General features: G+C 61.4%; 19 protein-coding genes. 12 read left to right on the top strand and 7 right to left on the bottom strand.

The window, feature by feature from the left end:
- On the bottom strand, positions 1 to 495 hold the full coding sequence (locus ACR0LZ_RS08455) for a DUF2924 domain-containing protein (RefSeq protein WP_480749361.1): 495 nt from the start codon (positions 493 to 495) through the stop codon (positions 1 to 3).
- Complete coding sequence (locus ACR0LZ_RS08450) at positions 492 to 818, bottom strand: DUF3489 domain-containing protein (RefSeq protein WP_480749360.1); 327 nt, start codon at positions 816 to 818, stop codon at positions 492 to 494. The genes ACR0LZ_RS08455 and ACR0LZ_RS08450 overlap by 4 nt, the downstream gene beginning before the upstream one ends.
- Before the next feature lie 386 nt (positions 819 to 1,204).
- On the opposite strand from ACR0LZ_RS08450, the gene ACR0LZ_RS08445 reads away from it, so the two are divergent.
- Complete coding sequence (locus tag ACR0LZ_RS08445) at positions 1,205 to 2,104, top strand: hypothetical protein (RefSeq protein WP_480749358.1); 900 nt, start codon at positions 1,205 to 1,207, stop codon at positions 2,102 to 2,104.
- On the opposite strand, the gene ACR0LZ_RS08440 is transcribed toward ACR0LZ_RS08445, so the two are convergent.
- Complete coding sequence (locus tag ACR0LZ_RS08440; protein WP_480749357.1) at positions 2,101 to 2,454, bottom strand: hypothetical protein; 354 nt, start codon at positions 2,452 to 2,454, stop codon at positions 2,101 to 2,103. The genes ACR0LZ_RS08445 and ACR0LZ_RS08440 overlap by 4 nt on opposite strands.
- An 18-nt stretch (positions 2,455 to 2,472) precedes the next feature.
- Here ACR0LZ_RS08440 and ACR0LZ_RS08435 point away from each other — a divergent pair, with 18 nt between their 5' ends.
- Positions 2,473 to 5,406 (top strand): DEAD/DEAH box helicase, encoded by a 2,934-nt coding sequence (locus ACR0LZ_RS08435; RefSeq protein WP_480749356.1) that lies wholly within the window; start codon positions 2,473 to 2,475, stop codon positions 5,404 to 5,406.
- 243 nt (positions 5,407 to 5,649) lie between these two features.
- Here ACR0LZ_RS08435 and ACR0LZ_RS08430 read toward each other — a convergent pair whose 3' ends face one another.
- Entirely contained in the window at positions 5,650 to 5,850 is a 201-nt protein-coding gene (locus ACR0LZ_RS08430; RefSeq protein WP_480749355.1) for a hypothetical protein, read from the bottom strand.
- Positions 5,851 to 5,933: 83 nt separating this feature from the next.
- Positions 5,934 to 6,701, bottom strand: a complete 768-nt coding sequence (locus ACR0LZ_RS08425) for a hypothetical protein (RefSeq protein ID WP_480749354.1) — start codon at positions 6,699 to 6,701, stop codon at positions 5,934 to 5,936.
- Positions 6,702 to 6,825: 124 nt separating this feature from the next.
- Here ACR0LZ_RS08425 and ACR0LZ_RS08420 point away from each other — a divergent pair, with 124 nt between their 5' ends.
- The 7 genes from ACR0LZ_RS08420 to ACR0LZ_RS08390 all read left to right on the top strand — a co-directional run bounded on the left by ACR0LZ_RS08420 (position 6,826) and on the right by ACR0LZ_RS08390 (position 15,346).
- The gene (locus tag ACR0LZ_RS08420; protein WP_480749353.1) at positions 6,826 to 7,050 is read left to right on the top strand and encodes a helix-turn-helix domain-containing protein; all 225 of its coding nucleotides are present in this window, start codon (positions 6,826 to 6,828) and stop codon (positions 7,048 to 7,050) included.
- 370 nt (positions 7,051 to 7,420) lie between these two features.
- Positions 7,421 to 7,861 carry a ParB N-terminal domain-containing protein gene (locus ACR0LZ_RS08415; protein ID WP_480749352.1) on the top strand — a complete coding sequence of 147 codons (441 nt, stop codon included), beginning with the start codon at positions 7,421 to 7,423 and terminating at the stop codon, positions 7,859 to 7,861.
- A gap of 211 nt (positions 7,862 to 8,072) precedes the next feature.
- Entirely contained in the window at positions 8,073 to 9,434 is a 1,362-nt protein-coding gene (locus ACR0LZ_RS08410; protein WP_480749350.1) for a site-specific DNA-methyltransferase, read from the top strand.
- Positions 9,431 to 9,814 (top strand): DUF5681 domain-containing protein, encoded by a 384-nt coding sequence (locus ACR0LZ_RS08405; protein ID WP_480749349.1) that lies wholly within the window; start codon positions 9,431 to 9,433, stop codon positions 9,812 to 9,814. The genes ACR0LZ_RS08410 and ACR0LZ_RS08405 overlap by 4 nt, the downstream gene beginning before the upstream one ends.
- Positions 9,807 to 10,205: a DUF5681 domain-containing protein gene (locus tag ACR0LZ_RS08400; RefSeq protein ID WP_480749348.1), complete on the top strand. Its 399-nt coding sequence runs from the start codon at positions 9,807 to 9,809 to the stop codon at positions 10,203 to 10,205. The genes ACR0LZ_RS08405 and ACR0LZ_RS08400 overlap by 8 nt, the downstream gene beginning before the upstream one ends.
- 456 nt (positions 10,206 to 10,661) lie before the next feature.
- Complete coding sequence (locus ACR0LZ_RS08395) at positions 10,662 to 11,900, top strand: metallophosphoesterase family protein (RefSeq protein ID WP_480749347.1); 1,239 nt, start codon at positions 10,662 to 10,664, stop codon at positions 11,898 to 11,900.
- On the top strand, positions 11,897 to 15,346 hold the full coding sequence (locus ACR0LZ_RS08390; RefSeq protein WP_480749346.1) for an ATP-binding protein: 3,450 nt from the start codon (positions 11,897 to 11,899) through the stop codon (positions 15,344 to 15,346). Before ACR0LZ_RS08395 ends, ACR0LZ_RS08390 begins: the two co-directional genes overlap by 4 nt.
- 59 nt (positions 15,347 to 15,405) lie before the next feature.
- Here the strand turns inward: ACR0LZ_RS08390 and ACR0LZ_RS08385 are convergent, their stop codons facing one another.
- Complete coding sequence (locus tag ACR0LZ_RS08385; RefSeq protein WP_480749345.1) at positions 15,406 to 16,071, bottom strand: hypothetical protein; 666 nt, start codon at positions 16,069 to 16,071, stop codon at positions 15,406 to 15,408.
- A gap of 25 nt (positions 16,072 to 16,096) precedes the next feature.
- Positions 16,097 to 17,077, bottom strand: a complete 981-nt coding sequence (locus tag ACR0LZ_RS08380; RefSeq protein ID WP_480749344.1) for a helix-turn-helix transcriptional regulator — start codon at positions 17,075 to 17,077, stop codon at positions 16,097 to 16,099.
- Between the two features lie 151 nt (positions 17,078 to 17,228).
- Between ACR0LZ_RS08380 and ACR0LZ_RS08375 the strand changes: the two genes are divergently transcribed.
- The 3 genes from ACR0LZ_RS08375 to ACR0LZ_RS08365 all read left to right on the top strand — a co-directional run bounded on the left by ACR0LZ_RS08375 (position 17,229) and on the right by ACR0LZ_RS08365 (position 24,799).
- The gene (locus ACR0LZ_RS08375) at positions 17,229 to 17,492 is read left to right on the top strand and encodes a hypothetical protein (RefSeq protein ID WP_480749343.1); all 264 of its coding nucleotides are present in this window, start codon (positions 17,229 to 17,231) and stop codon (positions 17,490 to 17,492) included.
- 174 nt (positions 17,493 to 17,666) lie between these two features.
- Complete coding sequence (locus tag ACR0LZ_RS08370; RefSeq protein WP_480749342.1) at positions 17,667 to 20,954, top strand: TM0106 family RecB-like putative nuclease; 3,288 nt, start codon at positions 17,667 to 17,669, stop codon at positions 20,952 to 20,954.
- Complete coding sequence (locus tag ACR0LZ_RS08365) at positions 20,951 to 24,799, top strand: sacsin N-terminal ATP-binding-like domain-containing protein (RefSeq protein WP_480749341.1); 3,849 nt, start codon at positions 20,951 to 20,953, stop codon at positions 24,797 to 24,799. The genes ACR0LZ_RS08370 and ACR0LZ_RS08365 overlap by 4 nt, the downstream gene beginning before the upstream one ends.
- Positions 24,800 to 24,828 lie beyond the last annotated feature (29 nt).

Genomic DNA, 24,828 nt, shown 5'->3' with positions numbered 1-24,828 from the left:
TCAAGCCGCCTTTCTTCGATGAGACAGCTTGGTGGGCGTATCGTCCCGCCGAGCCTCCTCAGCCAACCCAAAGAAGCGGGGGCCCGACCAACGGGCTCCCGTGATTTTTCGGGCGATGGCGGAAAGCGATACATACCGCTCCCCAGCCATCAGAAAACCTCCGTCGATCACTTCGACGGTCCAGGTGCGCCCCTGCCATTCCCGAACGAGCTTGGCGCCGGAGCGCAGCCTGGTGCCAACGGTCGCCCGCGACGCTCTGCCAGCGGCGATGCGGTTCAGATCCTCGATCGTTCGGGCCTTGGGTCCGCCACGCACCTGAGATTGCAGTTCGAAGGCGACGGCCCGGCGCAAGAACGGCAGTGAGAGGTTCTTCGGGGGCGGTGCCCCGATCACCTCGCGCCAGCGGTCGAGCAGGGCGGCGCGATCTGCGGTTTCGAGAGCGGTGAGAGCTTCAGGCAGGTTCCGCAGGGCTACCGGTTGGTTGGTCGAGCTCATTGACTGGCCTCTGCGCTGTTGACGGCTGTCACATCGGCGCTAGCGCTGAGGGCGATCCGATAGATCAGTCCAGAGCCGCCAGCCTCCAGCTTGGCCGTTTCGACCTTGTGGCCCGCCTTGCGCAACCCGGTGATCGCTGCGCGGGTGGTATGCGGTTGCCAACCGAGCGCTGAGCTGATCGCAGTAATCGTAGTGCCGCCGTCGCGCCTTAGCATGCTGATCAGCCGATCCTTCTTGCTCTCGATGCCGGCCGGGGCTTCTGTTTTGATTGTTCCGCAGGAAACGACGGTTTTGTCGGATGTGGTCGTGGGTTTCTTCGCCATGGTTGGCCTCCTGGTCGGGGCCGGATCCATCCCGGCCTTCCTACCATGCAGAGCCCGGAGTTCCGGGCAGTGGCGCTGAACAAACCCGCTGTGTCAGCATGACTTAACTACCGCTTGCCGAGCCGACGAAGTCCAGCGGAAATTGTAGGTGGGCAGAAGGGGCGGAGAACGGATGTTCGTTGCCGCGAGCGCGAATGCCCCCAATCTTCCAAGTGTTCACGATCGCGAGCTACCCCTCGAGCCACTTCACAGGACAGACTGCTCGACTTGAAGTAGGTTTCTCACGTAAAATCAAATAAAGTCATGTATTTGTTGTCGCGCATCCGCGGCGCTGTCATTGAAAAGAACGCGCCTGCATCGACCGCTGCTTAGAGAGTCTTAACCAGATGAACGAGGACCTTGAGACAGACAGCCCCGACAAGATGACCGTTTCTGCCGGGCCGGAGGCCGGAGTTGCCTCCCCAACGGCGATTTCGACGGCGGCATGCAAGGTCAACGAGCACTGTGTCGGCGATCACTGGACGGTCGGTGATGTCGAGTTACTGGCGCGGCTCATAGCGATTATCGCAATGGGACAGGCGAAGCACGCAGCGCGGATTATCGCGAACCTGCAGCTAGCGGTTCCGGCCTTGACCATCGACGTGCTCCGTGCCGATGCGAAACAGCGTCTGACTGTGACCGGAGACACGCCGGAAAAGCAGGACGCTCACCGATGGCATCGCGACGGTCTGATCTTCGAGGCGATCTCCTGGATCGCCGCCCGACAGGGTGCTGCCGCCAACGTGCTCATGAGAGACCCCCACATCAGCGCGACGACACAGGGTCTTGACGGGCTCATGATCGAACTGGACGAAAAAGGTGAAACGGTCGTCCGCGCGACAATTCTCGAAGACAAATGTTCGAACGACCCCCGGCGAAAATTCAGAGACGAAGTTCTGCCGGCCTTCCGAAACTACCATGCTGGCAAACGGGCTTCGGAGCTGGTGGCGGCAACATCTTCGCTGCTTGACGGCAGGATTCCCGACGAAGCCGTCATGGAGGCTGCAGGGCGCGTACTGGATATGGCATTCAGGGCCTACCGCGCCGGATTGACGATCAACCCTGACCACGACTCGGAGGCCGGACGCACAGCTTTGTTCAAAGGATATGAGGGGCTTGAAAAGATCACCGGGGCGCAGCGCATCGGGGCTACATTCCTGCCGCCTTTGGAACTGCGCACCTGGTTTGACGAGATTGCCGGTCGGGCGATCGCCTTCATTGACGAGCTCGGGGAGGACGATCACTAATGTTCGATCCGGTGACAGCGGAAATCATGCGTACTGCGCCAGCCTTGCCAGGCCTGAATCCTGCCGAGCTGCCGCAATTGCTTACAGCGCAGTATGCAGAACTGGTTGCCCGCAGAATGAGACGCGTTGAAGGCGCTGAAGATGCGGCGGGTGACGGCGCTGCTGATGGCGAATGGCCTCTCGCCCGTATTGCCGACGCCTATGAGATCGTTGTGTCCGTCCGGCGCGATGCCGACTACCGCAGGGCGGCGGCATTCGTTGCCGGCACGGCGCATCAAATTCTGGCGCAGGACCTCGCGCAGACCGATGCTGCCGGGTCTGTTGCCATCATGGATCGGGATCGCATCCATCCGGCGATCGCGGCGGCGGTGCTTTTTCTGGTGGCCGAGCAGTACGCGGACGCCCACGAAGCCGCGCGCTTTATCAGGCCGGAAGATGGAGAGCAGGACTATGTCTGCACCATTCTGGCCGAAGACATTCGTGACCTGGCTCGCGGCAATTTCCAGAGCATTCTCGACCGCGCGCAGCGCCGTCCGGAGGGGTTCTTCTCCGGTGGACTGCTTGAACAGCGGGGGACAACGGCGCTCTTCGAGAGCCTCGTCGTCGGTGTCGAGTTGTTTGCCGCGGAAGTTCTGGCAGAAGATATGCCCGAGATGGCGGCAGGGCGGTTCGACGGCGCAAGGGCGGCGTTCGCCCGCGTGCTGGCCCTATCTTCGCTGGAGCACGGTCGCCTCGGTGATTTGTCGCAGAATTTTCAGACCACCTATCCGGGACCGCGTCACCTCGCCTCACTGCTGCTGGCAGCCTATGACTCCATTGCGGGCGCGGCGGTTACACGCCTGCAGCCGCCCGATGGTTCAGATCGGGATTACTGGCGAAGCTGGCTGAGGCATCGTGCGAATGCCGCACCATTCGTCTGGCCCAATCATAGGGAAGCCATAGCGAAGGGATTCCACGAGAGTGGCAAGTCCGCCGTGCTCGTTCTGCCGACCGGCGCGGGAAAAACAACGGTCTCTTGCCTGAAGATTGCCGCTGTACTGGCAAGCGGCAAGTCGGTTGTGTTCTTGGCTCCAACTCACGCGCTTGTGGATCAGCTCACCGACGATCTACAGAAAGTCTTCCCGGAATCCCTGGAAGGTTCGGTTGTTTCGAGCGATTTCGACCGCTTGTTCGCTTCCGGCACCAACTTCGACAGCATCGAGGTCATGACGCCGGAGCGCTGTCTTGCGCTTCTGTCATATTCGCCCGAGGCTTTTGAAAACGTAGGGTTGCTGGTCTTTGACGAATGTCATCTTCTCAGCCCCGTATCGAATCTCCGCCGGGCGCTGGACGGAATGTTCTGCGTACTTGCCTTCAACAGCATCGCACCGGAAGCCGACTTTCTGTTCCTTTCCGCGATGCTTGATAATGGCGCTGTATTCGCAGAGTGGATTGAAGAGCTCACCGGTCGCACCTGTGTTCTTGCGGATCCGCTTTGGAAGCCGAGCCGACAGGCGCGCGGAGTTCTGCTGTATGAGAGTGCCGCCATCGTGCAGATGACTCGCAACGCGATCGCTGTTCAGCGCGCGGAGGATGCCCGCAAGAAAAAGCGCGCAAAGAACCTGCGCAAACCGGCTGCCGAAGCGCTGCAGTGCCCGCCGCATGCTCTCTTTGGGCTTCAGCACAACTGGCTGGCCGGTGCAGCGCCAAGCTGCACCCTGACGGCCATATCCGATGCGCCGGTCACGTTAACCGGTAAGCTCAACCGGAATGGTTCGATCTATCTGACGCCGAATGTAAACAAGGTCGCCGCGCAAGTTGCGGCTGTTGCGGCGCGCAACGGCCTGAAAGGCATCGTTTTCGTCAACCGCAAGGATACTGCCGCTTCCACTGCGCGTGAAATCTCGGCGCTGCTGGGTGACCCGCCAGAGCAATCGCAAGATGAAGAAGAGAGATGGAAGGCGCTGGAGATCGAGCTTGGCGGGCTGGAACACGCGATCTTGCCCGGTCCCGCCGCCGCCGTGCCCCACAATGCGCTGATGCTCAGGCTGGAGCGCGATCTGGCAGAGCGCTTGTTCCGCCGTGCCGACGGGGCAAAAGTCATCGTCGCTACACCGACGCTGGCGCAGGGTCTCAACCTTCCGGCTCATATTGCCATTCTTGCCGGGGACAAGCGCAGCGATCCGGACGAAGGAGGGCGTGAAGACCTGGAGGCGCACGAGATACTGAATGCTGCGGCCCGTGCAGGTCGCGCCGGTCACCTCGCCAACGGCATTGTGCTCCTGATCCCTGAAGCCGTGCTTCAATTCAGGCAAGATAGGCCCTTCACAAAAGGGGTGCTCGACAAGCTGAAATCGGTACTGCCGGAGGACGACCGCTGTCTGTCCCTGAGCGATCCCCTGCAGACAATTCTTGATCGTATTAATGTGGCGGCTGCTGCCGATCCCGATGTCGAGTATGCCCTGAATCGCCTGGCCACTGCGGTCGCGCCTGAAGGAGCAGAAACCGAGGCAACGACGCGCTTTTCAATAGGGCGGTCACTGGCTGCCTTCACGGCCATAAGGATCAATCAGAAGGCGGAGTTCGATGCGAAAGTCGCGCGTTTGAACGAGCTTATCGGCGTGAGAGCGAAGGAGGCCGATGATCAGGTCCTGGCGGAGCTTGCCACTCAGAGCGGCGCGCCGCTCGGCATCCTCAAATCGCTGCGGCAAAGGATCGAGGATCAGATTGAACGGCTGCCCCAGACAATACCGGACTGGACGTCCTGGATCATCAACTGGCTCGCAGAGGATCAGGATGCGCGCGATGCCATTCTCATCCGTGATGGTAGGGCAATTCTCGGCGCTACCGGAAACAAGAAGGACGGACCGCTGACGGCCGACGCCGTAAGAAGCCTCGAACCCGGCATTCTGGCTTGGCTACGCGGCGAACCCTTGCGCGAAATCGAAAGACAACTCGGCGGCGACCCCGCTGAAAAAGCGATTTGCCCGCGTGCCCGTGAGCTAGTCTCTCAGCTAGTGCCGCTCAGCCTTTCCTTCGCTGCCGGTCTAGCCGCGCGCACGGCAAGCGAGATACCTGCAGTCGCCGACGGAACGGCTACACCGGTCTCTGTTATTGACTGCCTTGCCGCCGGGGTCAGACGCGGCTTCGACACCCCGAACAAGCTCGCCTTTAGCGACATCAAGCGCGGCTTCCTGAGCCGCGTTCAGACTCATCAGGCCTATTCCGCCACTTTCGAGCGTGAGCCAGAGCTCTCAAATATGGAAGAGTATCCTGCGGTGGTGGATCGCATGCGGGTGTATCTGCTGCTGGTCGGCGACTGAGCGTAGCATGCCAGTTTGCAAGCATCCCTGTTGCCGTGCGATCGATCTGGCTAGTGTAAACACACCATACTCCGATGACAGCACATAGAGACGCCGCTATGATAACCTCCGTTCACTGCAGCGAACGATCATACCGCCGAACCAAAGGCCCAATGGCAGTTTTACGGGATGCGGCTACGCAGAATGGAGCGGACCCTACGGTCCGCTAAGGGCCGGGCTCGGCGCACAGCTTTTCCCTTCGAACTAATGTCCGCCATCCAGATATTCTTTGACCAGGGAAAGAGACTGTTCGGTTCGCTTCGTGACATCCCTGATCTCGCGAAGCAGCCCGGCGGCTCTTGCCTGGCTGAGCCCAGCCCGCTGCCCTTCGGCCGCCAGAGCCGCGCAGTCCTCGAACTGTGCGGTCAGCCGGGCGAAGAGCTCCTGTATTTCGGTGTCCTGCACGTTCCGGCTCCAGTCCTCTGTCGAGCAAGGACCGCTTCCGGCGGAGCTAAAGTCCAGTCGTTTCTGCCGTCTGGCAGACGAACCTAAACCGTTCCAGCAATCGCACGCTGGGCTCTCTGATAACGCCAGATCGCATGATCGAGGCTGAGCGGCGTCCAGCGATGCCCGCGTTCCGTCAATTCACGGGCTGCAAGCCGAACCAACACCGCCGCCTGCCGGGGCTCAGGCTCTTTTTCGATCCTTAGCGCATTGGCGACGAAGCGCTGGATCATCCGGTCGGGTTTGATGAGGTCATCATCACCGGCCAGCATCCTGAAATAGTCGAAAGCGATCCCGCTACCCTGGCCCGGCAGGCCGAGGATGATCGCTTCGGCAAGCTCCAGCCGATCCGGCGTGAAGTCTGCGAAGGTGTCGATTTCGCACCTGCGCAGAGCTTCGGCGAACAGCCTGACCGCTTCGGCTTTCAATATTCCCGAAGTCGTCGATGTACGCTGGCGGTTTCCGAAGAGCACCTGGGCTGCGGCCTCCGAGGTCAACCCCTCATAGAGCGCGAGCAGATCCGAGAGGCTGTGGGTCCCGGCGCCACGATCTTCGCGCAACGGCGCAAAGCGCGGCCAGCCGGACTTGTCGCAGAACCGCGCCACGGTCGCTTGCGTGGATGTGTATTTCACACCGATCGAAAACACCGCGTCGATCACACAAAGCGGCAGGGAAGCATAGCGGTATTCTTGCGAGACGCCGACCTGCTCCAGCCCTATCTCCTCGATATGGTCGGCAAGCATGATGACGGGATCGCCAAATCCCCGAGGTTTCTTCGCCTCTATCTCGTTTGCATCTGCCGCTTCCACCATCGTCATAATCCCAAATTGTCGTCGATCAGTGACACGAACAACGCTTGCGCCGCGGCTGAGGTCAAGCGTGAATGTCACTGTTCGTCTGTAGACGGATCGACGACACCAACCGCCTTTGGGCGGCATGGAGATCCGCGAACGCCTGAGCCTCAACATGCGCCGTCTGCGCCAGTCGAAAGGCTGGTCGCAGGAGGAGTTTGCGCATCAGGCCGGGCTGCACCGGACCTATGTCAGCGACCTGGAACGCGGGGCACGCAATCCGACGATCACCGTGGTCGATAAACTGGCAGCGGCGCTGGGCGTGCCGGTCGGCGCCTTGCTCGACGAACATGGCTCCGGTGCGAGTTAGCGATTCGTCTCGATAGCCGTGGGCGCCAAGACCGTGTTTTAAGGCCTACAAATCCCCGAAAATCGGTCCGGAATGCAGATTCTATATAAGCCATTTATACATCGGGGCAGAAAACCCTTGCGTTCATGGGGAAGCGCCACAATGTAGACCCTGAGCCGCAAACAGCTGCCGGCTCAGAAGTAACGGATCGTGGATAGCATCGGACTATCACACGGGTCGGGCCGAAATCCCGGCAACTCCGCAGCAATCCACCGGGTTGCCTGCGTATCAACGGAACCAACGGTGTTTAGCGGCGCCAGATCGCCGCGAATGAGATTGGAAGTCCCCGGAACGCTCTGGGGGCAAGTTGGTATGCAGAGGAGAAAATCTCATGACCAACATCACCCAGGGAACGGACGTTCCCAACCTGAGGGACGAAACCCTCGCGAAGGTCATCCGGTATGATCCGGATGAGCTGGACTATCTCCTGCTCGAAGAGCGCGAACATAGCGACGCCGAGATCGACCACTTCCAGCGGACGATCTACGACTACAACGGCGCTCAGCCGATCGTGATCGATGACGAGTGCAACATCGTCGCCGGTCGCGGGCGTGTTGAAGCCGGCCGGTTGCTCGGTGTCGATGAGATTCCGGCCATTCCGCTGTCGTCGTTCTCATCGGATGATCTCGATCACTACATCGAGACGATGATCCGCTTCGGCGCCTATGTCGGCTGGAGCGCTGAGATGCTGGAAACCGACCTGCAGCTTCTGCTCGTGGTCGAAGCACTGATGAAGGCGGGCGGGAGCGACACTGCGGTCAAGACCCAGTGACGATCCAGTGAACCCGACCCGGGCTCAAAGTGCCCGGTCAAAAAGATGCGAAGTGATCGGTGGGGGGCCTGCCGATCTCGTGCCGGGCGACCGGCCCTTCGCAAGGACCCTACGGTCCGGCCTCTCCCTGAAACAGCGCTGTCCGGCTCACCCTTTTGGGCTCTGGTCCCTGTCACGGCGAGCCGGCAGCGCGAACCCGAAAGGCCCCAGAATGGCTGATATCAAGACCCTGCCGGAAAGCACCCGGCTCAAGATCACCTATCGCAAGACTGGTGACCTCATTCCGTATGCGGGCAATGCCCGCACCCATAGCGACAAGCAGATCGCCCAGATCGCAGCGTCGATCCGCCACTTCGGCTTCACCAACCCGGTGCTGATCGACGTCGCGGGCGGCATCGTTGCCGGCCATGGTCGCGTGGCTGCGGCGAAGCAGCTCGGCATTCCCGAAGTGCCGACCATCGCCCTGGGCCATCTGACGGCTGCCGAGCGGCGCGCTTACATCATCGCCGATAATCGCCTAGCCGAGCTCGCGGGCTGGGATCGCGAGATTCTGAAGATCGAATTCCAGGCGCTGGCCGAGATGGATCTCGACTTCGAGCTGGAGATCACCGGCTTCGAGACCGCAGAGCTCGACCTGATGCTCGACGATAGTGCCGACGAAGATTTCGCGGACCCGGCCGATGAGATGCCCGAACCCGTGTCTGGGCCGGCGGTGACCCAGCCGGGCGACGTCTGGGTTCTGGGCAAGCACAGGCTCATCTGCGGCGACGCACGCGACCCGGCGACCTATGTCGCGCTCATGGGTGCCGATCGCGCTCGGGCGGTGTTCACCGATCCGCCCTACAATGTGAAGATCGACGGACATGTCTGCGGCTCTGGCGCCGTCAAGCACCGCGAATTTGCCATGGCCTCGGGCGAGATGGATGCGGTTACCTTCACCGCCTTCCTCGAAGCCTCTCTCGGCGCCATGGCGGCGGTCAGCCTCGATGGCGCGATCCACTACACCTGCATGGACTGGCGCCACATGGCTGAGCTGCACGCGGCTGGCTCACGCGTCTATAGCGAGCTGAAAAACCTCGTGGTCTGGGCCAAGACCAATGGCGGCATGGGGACCTTCTACCGCTCGCGGCATGAGCTGATCTATGTCTGGAAAGTCGGCACCGCGCCGCACACCAATACCTTCGGCCTCGGCGAACATGGTCGCTATCGCACCAATGTCTGGGACTATCCCGGGGTGAACAGCTTCGGCGGCAACCAGCAGGACCTGGCGCTGCATCCGACGGTAAAGCCGGTGGCGCTGGTGGCCGATGCGATCAAGGACGTCACCCGCCGCGGCGAGATCGTGCTCGACGGCTTCGGCGGCTCGGGCACTACGCTGATCGCGGCCGAGCGCACCGGCCGTGTCGCGCGGCTGGTGGAGCTCGACCCGATCTACAGTGACGTGATCTGCCGCCGCTACGCAGCGCTCACGGGCGTTGGGCCGGTGCTGGAGGCCACAGGCGAGACCTTCGCGGCCGCGGCCGAGACGCGCGCCACTGAGGCCAAGGCGCCTGAACCGGAGGTTGCAAAATGAGCGATCAGACCAATCAGCCGGCGGGGTATGCCAACCCGCCGGCACAGCACCGCTTCAAGAAGGGCAAGTCCGGCAATCCCCGCGGGCGTCCGCGCAAACAGGATGACCTCTGGGGCCACCTGAGCCGGGTGCTGAACCGCAAAGTCAAGCTGCAGGGCAGTGACGACCAGATGCCTATCCGCGAGGCCCTTATCCGCCGCCTGCGGGAGCTGGCGCTTGCCGGTGATCGTCGTGCGTTGGATCTGCAGCGCCGGATTCTCGCAGAGTCCGATGCCGCTGACACGGACCGTTTCGATCCAGATGCCAAAAGGCGAAAGGTCGTGGAAATTCTCAACCGGATCGCCAAGGCGACGAAGAAGGAGGGCGACGGCGATGCGTGACGAATATGATATCGGCTATGGCAAGCCGCCAGAGGCCAGTAAATGGCGGAAGGGGCAGTCGGGCAATCCGAAGGGTCGGCCCAAAAGCCGGGCGGACCACCTCAGGGACGCCGCAGCGATCCTGTCAGAACCTGTGATGGCCCGGACCTCCGATGGGAAGCCCGTGTCGCTGGCGGGGTTGGAGGCCGCCTATTTGGCGCTCTGCCGCAAGGGGCTTAAAGGCGACGTGCCGGCGCTTCTCAGGGCCGTTACGATCATGCTGGAGGTCCAGCCGGCCGTCGAAGCAAAGATCGATGACAAGCGCCGCAAGCGGGAAGAGCTGATCGCCCGGCTCGAACGGCTCGGCCTGCCGACCGAGGCTCTGCGCAATCGGCCGCTGGAGAACGACTGAGGCGACGCGGCGCCTTGGCGGCCTGAAAGGGGCTTAGATCAAGAGAGGCCGCGGCCTGCCCGTGGCCTCTCAATTTCAGCGCCCGTATGGCTGGCCCTGCACAGGCCGTACGGGCGCTCCACGGGCCCAATGGGGCTGCCGCACGCTGACATGAGGGCCAGCCTCGATCAGCCAGCTGTACGAGGGGTCTCGCCCCTTCGTGATGGGTCTAAACGGCCAAACTGGGAGCGCGGGCTGCACCTCACAAGTTTCGGAATCTGTTTCGGCAATCCCGGAGCCCGATTTCACGATCGCCGGAACCGCACCATCCATGTCATAATTTGACACCCATGGCACGTAGATTGGGTTAAATGGCCGGAGATCGATTCTTGCTGCGCGACCCGAATGAATTGCGGAAGGTGGGCGCCGAGCTGAGAACGCGGGCAGTCGTTTGGGCTGGTTTATGGGAGAATATGTTTGATCAAGATTTTGCACACCGCCGATGTTCACTTGGACTCGCCGCTCACGTCCCTGGCGCTTCGCGGCGAGGCTCTGCGCGCAAATATCCAGTCCGCGACGCGGTCTGCATTTATCCGGATCATCGATACCGCGCTCGCCGAGGGCGTTGCTACCCTTCTGATCGCCGGTGACCTTTACGACGGGGCACAACGCAGCGCGAAAACCGCGGCGTTTCTGGGGGGGCAGCTTGAAAGGCTGCGGGCTGCCGAGATCCCGGTGTTCTACATCAAAGGCAATCACGACGCCGAAAACCCGATCACCGGCGAAGTCGCGCTCCCTGACAACGTCCATGTGTTCGATGGGCGCGGCGGCAAGGTACAGCTGGCGGATCTGGATGTCTGGATCCATGGCGTAAGCTTCAGCGGCAAACACGCCCCCGAAAGCCTGCTCGGCAAGTTTGGCGCGCCGGTGTCCGGTGCCATCAACATTGCGATGCTCCACACGTCCTTGGCCGGAGCGGCAGGCCACGACAATTACGCGCCCTGTTCCGTCGCCGAACTTGCCACGCTGGGCTTTGACTATTGGGCGCTCGGCCATGTTCACAAACGACAGGTGCATAGCGAAGCGCCTTGGGTCGTCATGCCCGGCATCCCGCAGGGCCGCGACATTGGCGAGGCGGGTTCCAAGTCGGCCTCGCTCTTGACGATCGAAGGCGGGGGGATTGCCGTGGCGGAAGTTCCGACCTCCATCGTGTCTTTTATTGGCCATAACATCGATGTGTCCGGGGCGGAAAATGACGACGAAATCCGCCAGCGGATTCGGCAAAGCCTCCATGCTCCGATCGCGGACTTGCGACCCGACGACGATGCGATCTTGCGTCTGACACTTTCAGGGAGAACGGCACGGCATTGGCATGTCCTGCGTGACCGGGACATCTGGACCGAAACCGTCTCACAAATCGCCGAAGAAACCGGCCGGCTCTGGGTCGAGAAGCTCAGCTTTGCGCTCGAGGCGCCCGCGGCGGGGGGCCATACCAGTGCCACCGATGAGCTTGGCCGCCTGATGGCGCAGATCGCGGCGGAAGAGGGGTTTGCAGCGCAGGCGCAGGCCGAAGTCGACGAGGTGCTATCGCAGCTTCCAGCGGCCCGGCGCGCTGAGCTTATGACCGATGCGGAGGCACTCTCTGCGTTGACATCCGGGCTGGCTGAAGCTGGGTCCGAGCATCTCTTTGCCCTGATGAAGGGAGCTTCGGAATGATGCGCCTGCGAAAGCTCGATCTGGAACTCTTCGGCGGGTTTACCGGCAAGCGATTTGATTTTGGGGCCCGGCCAGATCCAGGCATGCCGGATTTTCACGTCATCTACGGGCCGAACGAGGCCGGCAAGACCACGACGATGGAAGGCTATCTTCGACTTCTTTATGGGTTTCCCCATCGGGAGCCTTACGATTTCCTCCACCAGCGCAAAAACCTTCGGGTTTCTGGCCTGCTGGATATCGACGGCACTGAAACGGCCTTCACACGGGTACCTACCCGCGATCCGTCGCTCCGCGATGCCCATGGCCAGGAATTGCCCAACAGCGCGCTGCAAGCGCATCTCGGCGGCCTGTCCGAGGAAGACTACAGGAACCTTCTGTGTCTGGACGACCTGACCATCGAAAAAGGGGGCGACGAAATCACCCGGGCCAAGGGCGATATCGGACGCCTGCTGTTTTCTGCGGCGGCCGGGATCAGCGAACTTTCCGACGTTCTCGATAGTGTGCGGGCGGAAGCGGACGGTCTATATCGCAAGCGCGCGAGCACGACCCGGCTCGCAGGTCTGAAAAAAGAACATGCCGACGTCGAGAAGCAGATCCGGGAACTCGATGTGTCCGCTTCACAGTATCGAGGTCTGAAGAAGGCGCTCGACGACGCGCTGCTCGAGGAAGCCCAGGTTTCCAAACGTCGCAAGGAGCTGTTTGCCGCGAAAGCTCAGCTGGACGCCAGGCTCAAGGCCTTGCCCGTGTTGGGCGAGATCGGTCTGCTTGATGACCAGCTGGCGGATTTCAGCACCTGGCCGGCGCAACTTGATGTCGACCCTGAAGACTTAGTGCGGATGCTCACCCAACAGACCACGGCTCAGAGCGACATCACGAAACTCGGCGATGAGCTCGAAGGGTTGCGTTCGGATCTGGCCGCGATCGAACACCACCCCGAGCATCTTTCGCTGACGCAGGAGTTGGAGGATCTGGACGCCTTGAGGAGCCGGTACGCGACGGCCGACCTGGACCTGGATCGGCGCCGCAAGGCGCTCGAACAGGTTCTCGCAGATATGGGCCTGGCCGCTCGGGAGCTTGGTGCACCCGCCGGTATCGACCCGAAGGATCTGGTGCTGTCCTCGGCCACCTTGTTGGACCTCGAGCAGGCCCGGGAGAGGATGCGGGATGCAGAAGCCGCGGTCACGCGTGAGCGGGACGAAGTGGCGGCCATCGACGAAAGGATCGGGGCAGCCAAGGAGCGCCTAGGCACCCTCGGTGCTGAAACCTCTATCACTGTCGATTTGGCCGAGATCTTCGAGCGTTTTGATGTCGATACGCTTTCCGCGCGCCATGCGGCTGCCTCTGAAGCTCTAAAGACCGCGCGCCGTAACCGGCGGTCGGCGCTGGATGCGCTCACCATCAAAGGACAAAGCTTTGAGGCTCTTCCGACCTCTCCTCTGACCGTGGAAGAGGCCGACACTCTGCTTGGCGATGTACAGGAAACGACCCAGCGCTATGAGGCCGCGGTCCAAGAGCTGGAGAATGTTCGAGTCGAAATCGCGGAGCGCGACGCCCGGATCGCACAGATCAAGGCGATGGACGGGCTTGTAGACGATGACGAGACCCGCAGCATCCGCGCGGGTCGCGACGACCTCTGGAAGGCCCACAGATCCAGCATGACCAACGAGAGCGCTGACGCGTTCGAGGGCGCAATGGCGCGTGTCGATACTGCAATGGATCTCCGACTTTCGCAGGCTGCTGATCTTGGAACACTGCGTCAGCAAGAACGCGATCTCGCGGCGGCGAACGCGAAGGCGGGCTCGGTGGAGCAACAGGTCTCCGCACTGGAACAAGCGCGCAACACTATATTGGAGCGTTTGGCGGGGGCGGCGACCGAAGCCGGTCTCGAAACCACAGTTGCCCCGGACACTTTCGTGAACTGGTTGCGCAAGCTTGAATTGGCGTCACGTGCCGATGCCGAACTGCTCCGGCTTCAAGACGAGCATCAGGAGACCTTCAAAAAGGCAGACCGGCTGATCCAAGTGCTCTCGGAGCACATCCGCCGCGACGCGCCGGAGTTTGACGACTTGGTCGCCGTCGCAAAAACCAGTCTCGCCACGCAGCGCACGCATCAGGAAAACCTGCGCAGCGTCAAAGCGCGTGTTGATGAGCTGAGCCGGGATCGGACCAAGCGCGCCGACAAGCTTGCCGCCTTTGACGCGGACGCATCGAACGCGCGCCGTAATTGGATGGAGCGGGCGGCCGCGGCCTTGCCGGAGGGTTTGGATGCTGGCGTGCTTGAGGCCTCACTGCAACCGCTCCAGGATCTACGTGAAGACGACAAGGAACGCGTGGCGTTGGAGCGTCAGGTCTCTTCCATGGAAGACGACCAGACCCAGTTTTCCGAGAAAGTGCAGAAACTGGTCGAGCGGGTCGGTAGCATTCCGACTGGATCGCCACTGTCCGACTACGAAGCTCTAAAGGCCATGTCGGAGCAGGCAATGGGCGCAGAAGAAAAGGCGCGCGACCTGAACGAGCGGATTAAGGCGTGTGGAGTCTCATTGGCCGAGGCTCAAAAGATCCTGGACGACATAGACCGTGCCGTTGCTGAACTGGCTCGGGTGTTTCCCGAAGGCATAGATACCAGTTCTCTGGGCGCTCTGCGGCAGGCCGTCAGCACTGCTAACGGAGTCATCTCTGACAGGGCGAGACGTTCGGACCTTGAGCGCACTCTGACGTCGCTCCTTGACCTCGAGAGCCTGGAAGAAGCCCGAGCCGTATTGGCGGGGGCGACCCAAACCGGATTGCAGGCCGAGCTCGACGAAATCGGCGCTGATCTCGAAGGCATTGAAGGGCTCTACAAGGGCGCGATCGAGGCGCGGACCGCCGCTGCACAAGCGCTCCGCGCTATTGCCGGGGACGCAGATGTTGCGCTCCTGGTCGAGAGAAAGACAACGCTGGAACTCGAAATGCAGGACGTTGCACTTCGGCATCTCGAACTGAGTTTGGGTCACCACCTCGCAGAAGCGGCGATCCGTCGGTACCGCGATGCCCACCGCAGCGCGATGATGCAAGCCACGGAAACGGCGTTTTCGGAACTAACGAACGGCGCCTATTCCAAACTCCAAACCCAGATCGACGGAGCATCGGAAACCCTGTTGGCGTTGGATGCGAGTGGCATGGCGAAACAGGCTCAGGACATGTCCAAAGGCACCCGGTTCCAGCTCTATCTCGCCTTGCGCGCCGCGGCCTACGAGCAGCTAGCGGATCAAGGGGCTTCGCTGCCGTTCTTTTGCGATGATATCTTCGAGACCTTCGACGAGGAACGCACGCGCTCGGCCTGCCGGGTGATGGAGCGTGTCGGGCTGCGTGGACAGGCGATCTATCTCACGCATCATCAGCATGTCGTTGATATCGCTCGCGAGGTCTGTGGCGAGGGGGTGCAGATCCACAACATCGAGGCCTAGCGCGGGATGATGAGAGCTGAAATGGGTTTAGGTCGCGAGGAGCGTTGGCCCATAAAGGTTTACTCTATGACAGGGTAGAAAGGCTTTCCCCAATCCTGGTCTGGATTATCCATCATCAGATCGACAAAGACGGGCAGCAGGAATGCCAGGATGGCTGCACCATCCCGGACTTGCGCTCGATTTACACCGCTGTTCCACGTCGAACCACCGTGAATCAATTGATTGCGCAAGACATACAATCGATCGAAAACAAAACTTAGTACACGCGCAGTGTCTCCCGCCTGAAAAGCCTGAGCGAATGACTTGGCGGACGCCTTGAAGCGTTCTTCCCAGTCTTCATACCCATCAATACCGTTATGATGCTGCCAGAACGGATTGAACACGTAACGGTTTTCCATGAGCATCCGGACTGGGCCGGTGAACCTCTGCCAAACAGCGCGATAGATCCGTTTGTCATGGTCCAGCGCGACGAGTTTGCCGAAGAAATCCAGAAAGGCTGCGCGCTCGCCTGGTGCGATCGACTGAAATTCGCGCTCATCGGCATAGGCCGCGTTGAAAGCAATCCAAAGAAACAGGAAGCGAGCGTCGTCATCCCCGTCACAGGCTTCGGACCTGCCGACCCAACTGATCGCGCGATGCACCCGTAGTCCCATTGTCTCCGGGAACCCGGCGCGAATAACCCGCTGTTTTTCTTTGAGAGCACTGAATTCCAGGTTGCCGTCCATCAAATACCTCCGTTTCAAACTGCTTTCATGGCATCGCCCCGAAATCGGACCGACGATAGCCTTCCACCATGAAGCGCAACGCCTCGGGCGCAATAACCTCGACCTTGTCTCCCCATTGGTAGAGGTGCCAGGTCATCTCGAGCCACCCGGCCGCATGGAAACGTACAATCAGGCTGCCGTCATCTTGCGGCTCAAGGACTTGATCGGGATGAAACCTGAAACCTGCCGCGCGGTCGGCGGCCTCCGGCGAAAAACGCCAGACGACCTCGCCATATTGTTCAGGGTCCTGCCAAACACCGAAGGACTTGGCGGCATAGCCAGCAATGGTGAACCCTTCCACTAGCGCGAAACTCTCATCGAGTGCCGTTGCCTCTCGGATGAGATCGATCCGGAAGTTCCGCACCTCATCGGCCTTGGCTGGGTCGCGCGCAGCAAGATAGGTGCGATGGCCCAGCAGCACTCCGTGCGGCTCGAGAATGCGTGTCTCCTTATCCTCGTTGTAGCGCACGCGTAGCCGGAAGGGGCCGCGCAGCGCCTCGATGATCTCATCCAGAATATCGGGAGAGACGCTGACGCGCGGCCCGGGTCGCGTCACTTGACCCATTGCCGTCAGAACCGCCTCTGCATCGGTCTCAACCCGCGCTGCATTCCGCGAGGACAACCGGGCGAGCAGTCCCTCACGAAGATCGGAAAGCGCCTGTGCATGCCGTAAACGCCCATCGGACTCGGCAGCGCGCGCAGCGATCTCAAGAGCTTCGACCCCGGTCTCGTGGCGAAGCTGCAGCCTATCAAGATGCGGGTCGGTCAAGCGCCAGCGGCGTTTTCTATCTTCGCCATCTTCAGAAAGGACATTTCCGAATGTGGTTTCCAGCGCATCGGTCATACGCTGAGCAGTTCGGTGTGACACCTCGAACTCGGCGCAAATATCCTCGAGGCTGACGCCTCGGCGCCGAGCCGCCGCCAGCTGTGCGAGGCGGATCAGGTCCTGGGCCTTAGAGAAAGACATAAGCGCAACTAACAAGCCTGTCAAAGTTTGACACCCTCGCAGGTTACGTTTGCTCTAGCGTCCTGTCGAGCCGATTCCCTCAAGCGGATCGTGCCCCGATCAGCAAGGTGGAATTGCTGGCAGGCGCATCGTGAAACGAAAGGAGCCACCAATGACTGGACAGGTAATCAGGATCGAACGAGTTTCTCCGCGTGCAGGAAAGGTCGAAGAGCCGCAATTCACAGCAAAAGGCTACAAGCTTGGAGATCCGGCCCATGGAAAGCAAAAGCATCACGCGGAGCACGCGGTCTATGTAAAGACGCTGGACGACGCAGCGGAGCTCATCGGAAAGGGCTTTTCACTCTGGATGGGGGCAAATGGAAAGCGGGCCTCTCTGATATCACCGGAAAGCTTGCGCATAGTGAGAGCTACCTGAGCGCTCCCGGAATCGGCCTTACTTTTCGGCATATTCCTATTGAACATCCATCGCAGAACGAGGTGGCTCGGGATTATGTGTGACAAATGTTGACACCCTTTCCGGTTGAGGGCCAAGCTGCGAGCAAGTGACGAGTCTGCTTTGGATCGCCTACTATTTTGATTGAAGGAACCCATGCGGGAATTTGGCGGAAACATCCTTTTTTCAGCGACTGATCTGATGCGGTTCATGGGTTGCCCCCATGCAACCCATCTCGATTTGTTGCGCATGCGGGGAGAAGGGCCAGAGCCCGGAGAAGATACCGAGGATGCCGCTCTGCTGCAAAAGCAGGGCGATGCGCATGAGGCGGCGCATTTGGCGAAGCTGAAGGCATCCGGGCGGCACGTGATCGAGATCGATCGGGGTGATCTGGCTACCAACGCACAAGAAACCCGCGCTGCACTTGCCACAGGGGCCGAGGTGGTGTTCCAGGGCGCGTTTCTCGCGGGCAACTGGGGCGGATGGTCAGACTTCCTGGAACGGGTCGAGCGGCCCTCGGCTCTGGGTCCGTTCAGCTATGAGGTGGCCGATACCAAGCTAAAGCGCCAGCCTCACCCGAAGCACGTGTTGCAACTGGTGCTCTACTCCGACCTTCTGACCGAGATACTAGGCATGGCGCCCGAATTTGCCCATGTCGAGTTGGGGACAGGCGAGAGGGCGACCCTGCGGCTGGCGGACTATGCCCATTACGCGCGCGCCGCTCGCGCTAGACTTGAGGCCTTTGTGGCTGAGCCCGCGACGACGCGGCCTATACCTTGTTCCGATTGCGCTCTCTGTCGGTGGGCGGATCACTGCAGCAGTGTCTGGGATGCCGAGGACAGTCTTTTCAACGTGGCGAACATCGCCAAGGGGCAGGTCAAGAAGCTGGAGGCCGCCGGGATCTCCACGATGGCGGAGCTGGCAACGCATGCAGGCCCAATTCGCGGCATGGCGAATGAGACGCTGGAAAAACTACGCACCCAGGCGCGCCTTCAGAATGCCCGGAAGCTAGGGGCACCCCACTATGAGTTGCGTCCGCCACAACTCGGGAAGGGATTTGATCTGCTGCCGGCGCCGCAGCCTGGTGACCTCTTTTACGACATAGAGGGGGACCCCCATTACGAAGGCGGGCTCGAATATCTGCATGGCGTCTGGTTCGACGGTGGCTTTCGTGCCTTCTGGGCGCATGACCACAAGGCAGAGGCGCGGGCCCTGTCGGAATTGCTCGACTTCTTCCGGGACCAGCTCGCAAAGTTCCCGCAGGCGCGGATCTATCACTACGCTCCCTACGAAATCACGGCCCTGCGCCGCCTGACCGCGAAGTACGGGATTGGTGAGGCGTTCCTAGACCGGCTGCTTCGGGAGCGCCGCTTTGTGGATCTCTATGCCGTTGTGCGCGGAGGACTAATCTGCTCCGAGCCAAACTATTCGATCAAGTCTCTGGAAGCCTTCTACGGGCTCGAACGCAAGGGCGAGGTCAAAACGGCGGGCGGTTCGGTTGTGGCCTACGAACATTGGCGAGAAACCGGCGAGCAGCAGATCCTCGACGAGATCGAGGACTACAATCGCATCGACTGTGTCTCGACGGAACGCCTCCGCGACTGGTTGGTTGAAATCCGCCCCGAAGGTCCTTGGCCACAGCTCATTGAACCTGCCGATGCGAAGGAAAATGAGGAGGATGTCGAGGCTCAAGCCTTGCGTGCACAGCTCGCAGCGTCACGCCTCACAGAAGACAAACAGTCGATGCTGTTCGACCTTGGGATGTTTCATAAACGCGAGGCCAAACCGGCCTGGTGGGCGATCTTTGACAGTCTGGGCAAGGACGATGAGGATCTGATCGATGATCTCGACGCCTTGGGAGGCCTCGTCGCGACCGGGCCCGCCGAGCCGATCAAGCGCTCAGTGCAGCGCAGCTACCGCTTCCCTGCGCAGGAAAGCAAATTGCGCGGGGGCAAGAAGGCCAGCATTCCGACCCCCGAAGGCTTCACATCTGTGAGCATCGAGGAATTCGATCGAACGCGGCGCACGATTACGCTGAAGATTGGAGCAGCACGGGCGGATCTCCTGGCGGACCGCCTGACACTCCATCCGGACAAGCCGATCAATGCCGAGGTGATCGCGTCGGCGCTTCGTGATGTGATCGATGACCAGTGTGGTCCTCGGAGCTACCGCGCCGTCGATGATCTTCTCTCGCGATCGGCCCCGAGGTTGACGGGCGCGGGCCCAATTCTGCCTCAGGGTGACGTGGTCGCAGGCACCATCGCGGCAGTCGAGCGAATGGATGAAACGGTGATGCCCATTCAGGGCCCTCCTGGGACCGGCAAGACCCATGTCTCGGCGCGTGCAATTCTGTCGCTTGTCCGAGCAGGAAAACGGGTGGGCGTGGCCTCCAATTCCCATGAAGCCATTCGCAACGTCTTGATGGGATGTCTGAAGGCGTTGGAAGATGAAGATCTACCGATAGACCTGGAGCTCATCCACAAGGTGTCCGGAGATGAGGATGGCTATCCTGAGGACTGCCTGATCCGCCGCACTAACGACAACGCGGAAGCCGCGTCAGGTAGTCAGGTGGTGGGCGGCACGGCCTTCTTCTTTGCCCGTGAAGAGAACATTCAAGCCTTTGACTGGCTGTTCGTGGACGAGGCCGGACAGGTGGGGCTCGCCAACATGGCCGCCATGGGCCGGGCCGCGCGCAACATCGTGCTGGTGGGCGACCCTCGCCAGTTGCCGCAGGTGATCCAAGGAGCGCATCCGGCGCCTGCAAACCTGTCCTGTCTGGAATGGATGTTGGGTGACCACGCCACTATTCCGCCGGATCGCGGGATCTTCCTCGGCGTGACACGGCGAATGCATCCGGAGGTCAATCGCTTCATTTCGGATCAGGTCTACGAGGGTCGTCTCGAAAGTCACCCCGATACTGCCCGCCAGGCGGTGACCGGCACGAATTTTCCGGAAGCCGGCGCCTATTGGGTGCCGGTGGCACATGAAGGGAACGCGCAGGTCGCATTGGAAGAAGTCGAGGCGATCCAAGATGCCGTCGAGGAACTGCTGACGGGCGCTTGGAAAGAGAAGGACGGCGTGACTCGCCCCATTCGTCAGTCTGATATCATCGTCGTCGCGCCCTACAACGCTCAGGTTAACGCGCTACGCGAGGCCTTGCCCGAGGTGATCCGGGTAGGGACGGTGGACAAATTCCAGGGGCAGGAAGCGCCAATCTGTCTCGTCTCGATGACGGCCTCATCTGCCGAGGAAACGCCGCGCGGCATGGACTTCCTGTTCTCGCTCAACCGTATCAATGTGGCGGTGTCGCGGGCAAAAGGCTTGGCTCTGGTCTTCGGGGCTCCGCGACTACGCGAGGCTAAATGCGATACAGTCGAGCAGATGCAGCTGATTAACACGCTCTGCGCGGTGACGGCACAGGCAGAAATCAAAGGGGCGTCATGAGATTCGACCCAAAAGACATCGTCGAACATCTGCGCCACAACCTTGAGCGTTATCCCTATGCTGATGGCTTCCCTGTCCTCCGCGAGCTTCTGCAGAATGCCGACGACCCGAAAGCGGAAGCTGAAAGCGTAGCCGTAAGCCTTCTCAGTGGGTGGCCGGAGGCTGCCAATCCGCTGCTCCGCGGGCCGGGTCTTTTGTTAGTCAACGATGGTGGTTTTGACGCCGGCTCTGCAACAGGCATGCAAACCTTCGGCGGAAGCGTGAAGGCGCTCGATGAGGCCGCCGTGGGGCGTTTCGGCCTCGGGCAGAAATCTGTCTTTCACCTTTGCGATGCCTTTGTGGTTGTTCCCTGTGGTTACGGGACAGAACACGCTCCCTTTGTCGTCAACCCTTTCGAGACGCTCGGACGCGAAGGCGATGACTGCCTTCGCTGGACCAAAATCGACGAAAGCGATGCATCCCTTATCGTTTCGGCGGGGGAGCGCTTCATATCCTCTTCCCGCAGACTGAACTTGTGGTTCCCCCTGCGACGCCGCGGACTGCGCCCCAAGCCGACGAGCAAAGGCGGTGTCTCAACGGATGTCACGCCTGAAAGCCTCTCGCCCCTTGCAGACCGTCAACGCCTGGCTGAAATGCTCGCATCGCTGCGTCATGTGCGCCGCGTGTCGGTCGAGATCAACGGCGTGCGCGTCGAACTCGACCGTGATGCGGCCCCTGGCATGGTTGGCTACGGACTTGATCCAGGTGATCGTAGTTTCGGGGGGGCGCTCGGCCCGGGTATGTTTAGCCTCGGCCGCGAACGTCGTGCATCTGACGACTTCCGCAGCGACCTTCGAGGGTCGGACAACTGGCCACTCAGCCGGAACCCGGACACCGACGAGGAGCAGAAACAAAAGGCAACACCCCACGGCACTGCAATCCTCGTGGTCGAGCCTGACAGCCGTGGGCAGCTCTCTGCCGACTGGTCGGTGCTCCTGCCGGTAACTCAGGCTTTTCGCGCCCTCCACCATGACGGCAAGGGACGCCTGAAGCTGCTCCTCCATGGATGCTTTTTTGTAGACAGTGGGCGCAAGGCCGTCATCGGACTTGACGATGACGGCCCGAGGCACTCTGAGCAGAAGCCTTCGAACGAGGCTGCGCTACGTGCGGATTGGAACCGTAGCCTCCGCGACGAGCTTGTTCTGCCGCTGATCCCAGCCGTCTTTCACGACGCTCTGGCACAACAGGTACTCTCGAGTGAGGCGCTAGCAGCCGCGGTCAGCGCACTGGCGAACAGCGACTTCGGTCGCACGCACCGCGAAGCGATCGCGGCTGAACATGTGCTGGCCCGCTGCGTTGACATCACTCGAGACAGCACGGTGGCGCGCTGGCGCCTCGTTACGGCTGGGACGGTCCTTCGGCCCCTGCCGGCACCCGACGACCGTGGGCGCATCGCGCTCTTAGAGCTTTTGCCCAATGTCGTCGACTGGGCGGCGGCGCGCAACCTAACGCTGGTCTGCGGCACAGATGCACTGCTGGCGCCCGAAGTGCCGGGCTGGAACTCCGGCGAGTTAAAGGAGTTTCTGGCGGGGCTTGAGCCCGAGTGCTTTGCAAGCGAAAGACACACGCGCGTTCTGAGAGGTTTCCTACTTGTCGCATGCGCCAACGATGATCTGCGCGTGGCTGCGGCCGAGCCGGTCACCGACCGGCTGAGGAAGGCGATCGCCTCGGCGCGTGCGGTTGCACCGCATTCCCGGATCGCCGAGGTTCTGGCCACCATAAATTGTTCGGACATCGTGCCGTTGCCACCCTCGGCCTCCGAGCGCTACGTGTTGCGCGCACTCGCGCAGGCGCAGAACGCGCCACTTTGTCTGTCCCGGGCATGGCTACCGGAAGGGACGGAAGACAGCCCGACGCTCGACGCCGACAAGGCCCGGCCACTTATCGCAGCGTTGCAGCCGCTGTTCGCGAACGAAGCGCAGGGCGAGGCCGCAGGTACGGCATCCCTCGCCATCGTGCGCCGGCTCAAGAACCTGGAAGCGGCACTTGCCGACCCGGAGCTTTGCAAACTTCCTGTAGTGCGAGCGCTCGATGGCAGTGGCAGCCGCCTGCTGAGCCTTGCCGAACTCGACGCCACAGCGCGCGAAGGGAGGCTGTTCCGTGACACACCGCCTGCACGAATGCTTCTTGGGTTGTTGGCGGCCGCGCTGCCTGGGGCGAAGGCGTTCATCCTTCCCAGCGCCGTCGCCAGCGCGCTGGACGACGCAAGCCGCGGCCCATCTGCTGAGCCGACCTTCCGCTTGGCCAACCTCGATGCCGGCGCCGCCTGCTCCTTGGCGCGAAGGGCCGAGGCATTCGGTTCGCCTCAGACCCGCGCCGCACTGCTGAACAAGATCTTCACGGAGGATGCGGACAAGCGCGACGCCCTACGCGTTCTTGCAGCCGGGGATCTGCGCGCGCTCGATCCTGGTGTCAAACTCGAGGCACTGCGCGAGGCAGTCCCGGCGCTCGACGCGCTGATTGCGCGGCTGATCGCAACTTCAGCGCAAGACGTTCTAGTGCCAGCTGAGGTTATCGACACGCTCGATCGGGTCAAGGTACGCCACCTGTCGATCGCTACGATCGAGGGGGCGGAACTTGGTGATCTGCTCTACCGCCATGCTGAGGAGCTGCCTGAATGCGGCCTCGACCGAAAGGCGGCCGAGGCGATCCTGTGCGCTGACATTCCCGAGGAAACGCTCCGACGGCTGCCGATCCTTCCCACGACTAAGGGTGGCTGGGCGTCCGCGGACGACCTTTATCAATCGAACCCAGACTGGCCTGTCCCAGCGAGCATGACTGCCCTTGTGCCGATGCTTGGTGACATTATGGAGCAGACGGCGAAGAGACGTGCCGAGGCACTCGTGCGTCACTGGTCACCCGAGGCGCAGATCGCACTTTGCCTCAGACAACAAGAACCCTCGCGCTTCGCCGTCGAGATTATTGAGGCACTCGCACGGGGCGACCGACCTGACCCTGACCAGATCGGCGGGATCCCTTGGCTCTTTGACCGTCGCGGCAGCGCCTGGAAGCCCGAGGACGTGCTTGACCTGTCCGACGAGATCCTTACCGCCGCGCGCCAGGCACTTGGCGAGGATCTGCCTTTCCTCCCGGTGAGCGACATTGCTCCGGTGCTCCGTGATCACCCAGCCTTCGCCGCCTTGCGCGACCGGGGCGTGCTTTCCGACGGGGTGAGCTCTCTGGACGGGCTTCTCCTCATGGTCGAGGCTGAGAGACCTGTCGCCTATATGGGTGAGGTCAACGAGGAGTTGGCAAGGGCGCTTACCGACCTCGCTGCTGCCGGGGCCGTCCTCCCATTGACCGGCTGGCCCCTTCTCGCCGCCGTACTGCGGGCGCTTGCCAAGGGCGACCAGAAGAACGCGGGGCGGGTGCACGAGGTCCTCACGCATTTCGGGACCGCCGACAGCGTATCGTCTGTCGACCTTGACGGTTGGCTCAACACCTTAGCGAGGATAGCACAGGAGGGGCAAAGTACAGCCCGAGCTGCGAAGAGTTCTGCGCGCGTTGCCTACGAGGCGAGCTTCCGGGCGATGACTTCATGGCCCATCTCGAGCTTCCGAAGGATCGTGGGCGAAGTCTTGGTGCCCACCGTGGCGGGCAGCTGGAAACCTGGTTCGGAGGTCACCGCCCGATGCACGGGGGTTGCGCCGGATGTCCTGCTCAGCACGGAGCTCGCCGAGCTCTTGCCGCTGCATGATGATGCAGCCGCTGCTGAGGATGGTGCTGAGGCTCCCCATTTGAATGGGTCCACCGTTAAGATTAGGAAACGGAGGATCAGAAATGGCAAACAAGCGACCGAAGCCTGAAGAAATTGTCTCGAAGTTGCGGCAGGTTG

Source organism: Ruegeria sp. CI1, assembly GCF_056536925.1.
Note: the sequence above shows the minus strand (reverse complement) of the source record. Positions and strands in the feature narration are given on the sequence as shown.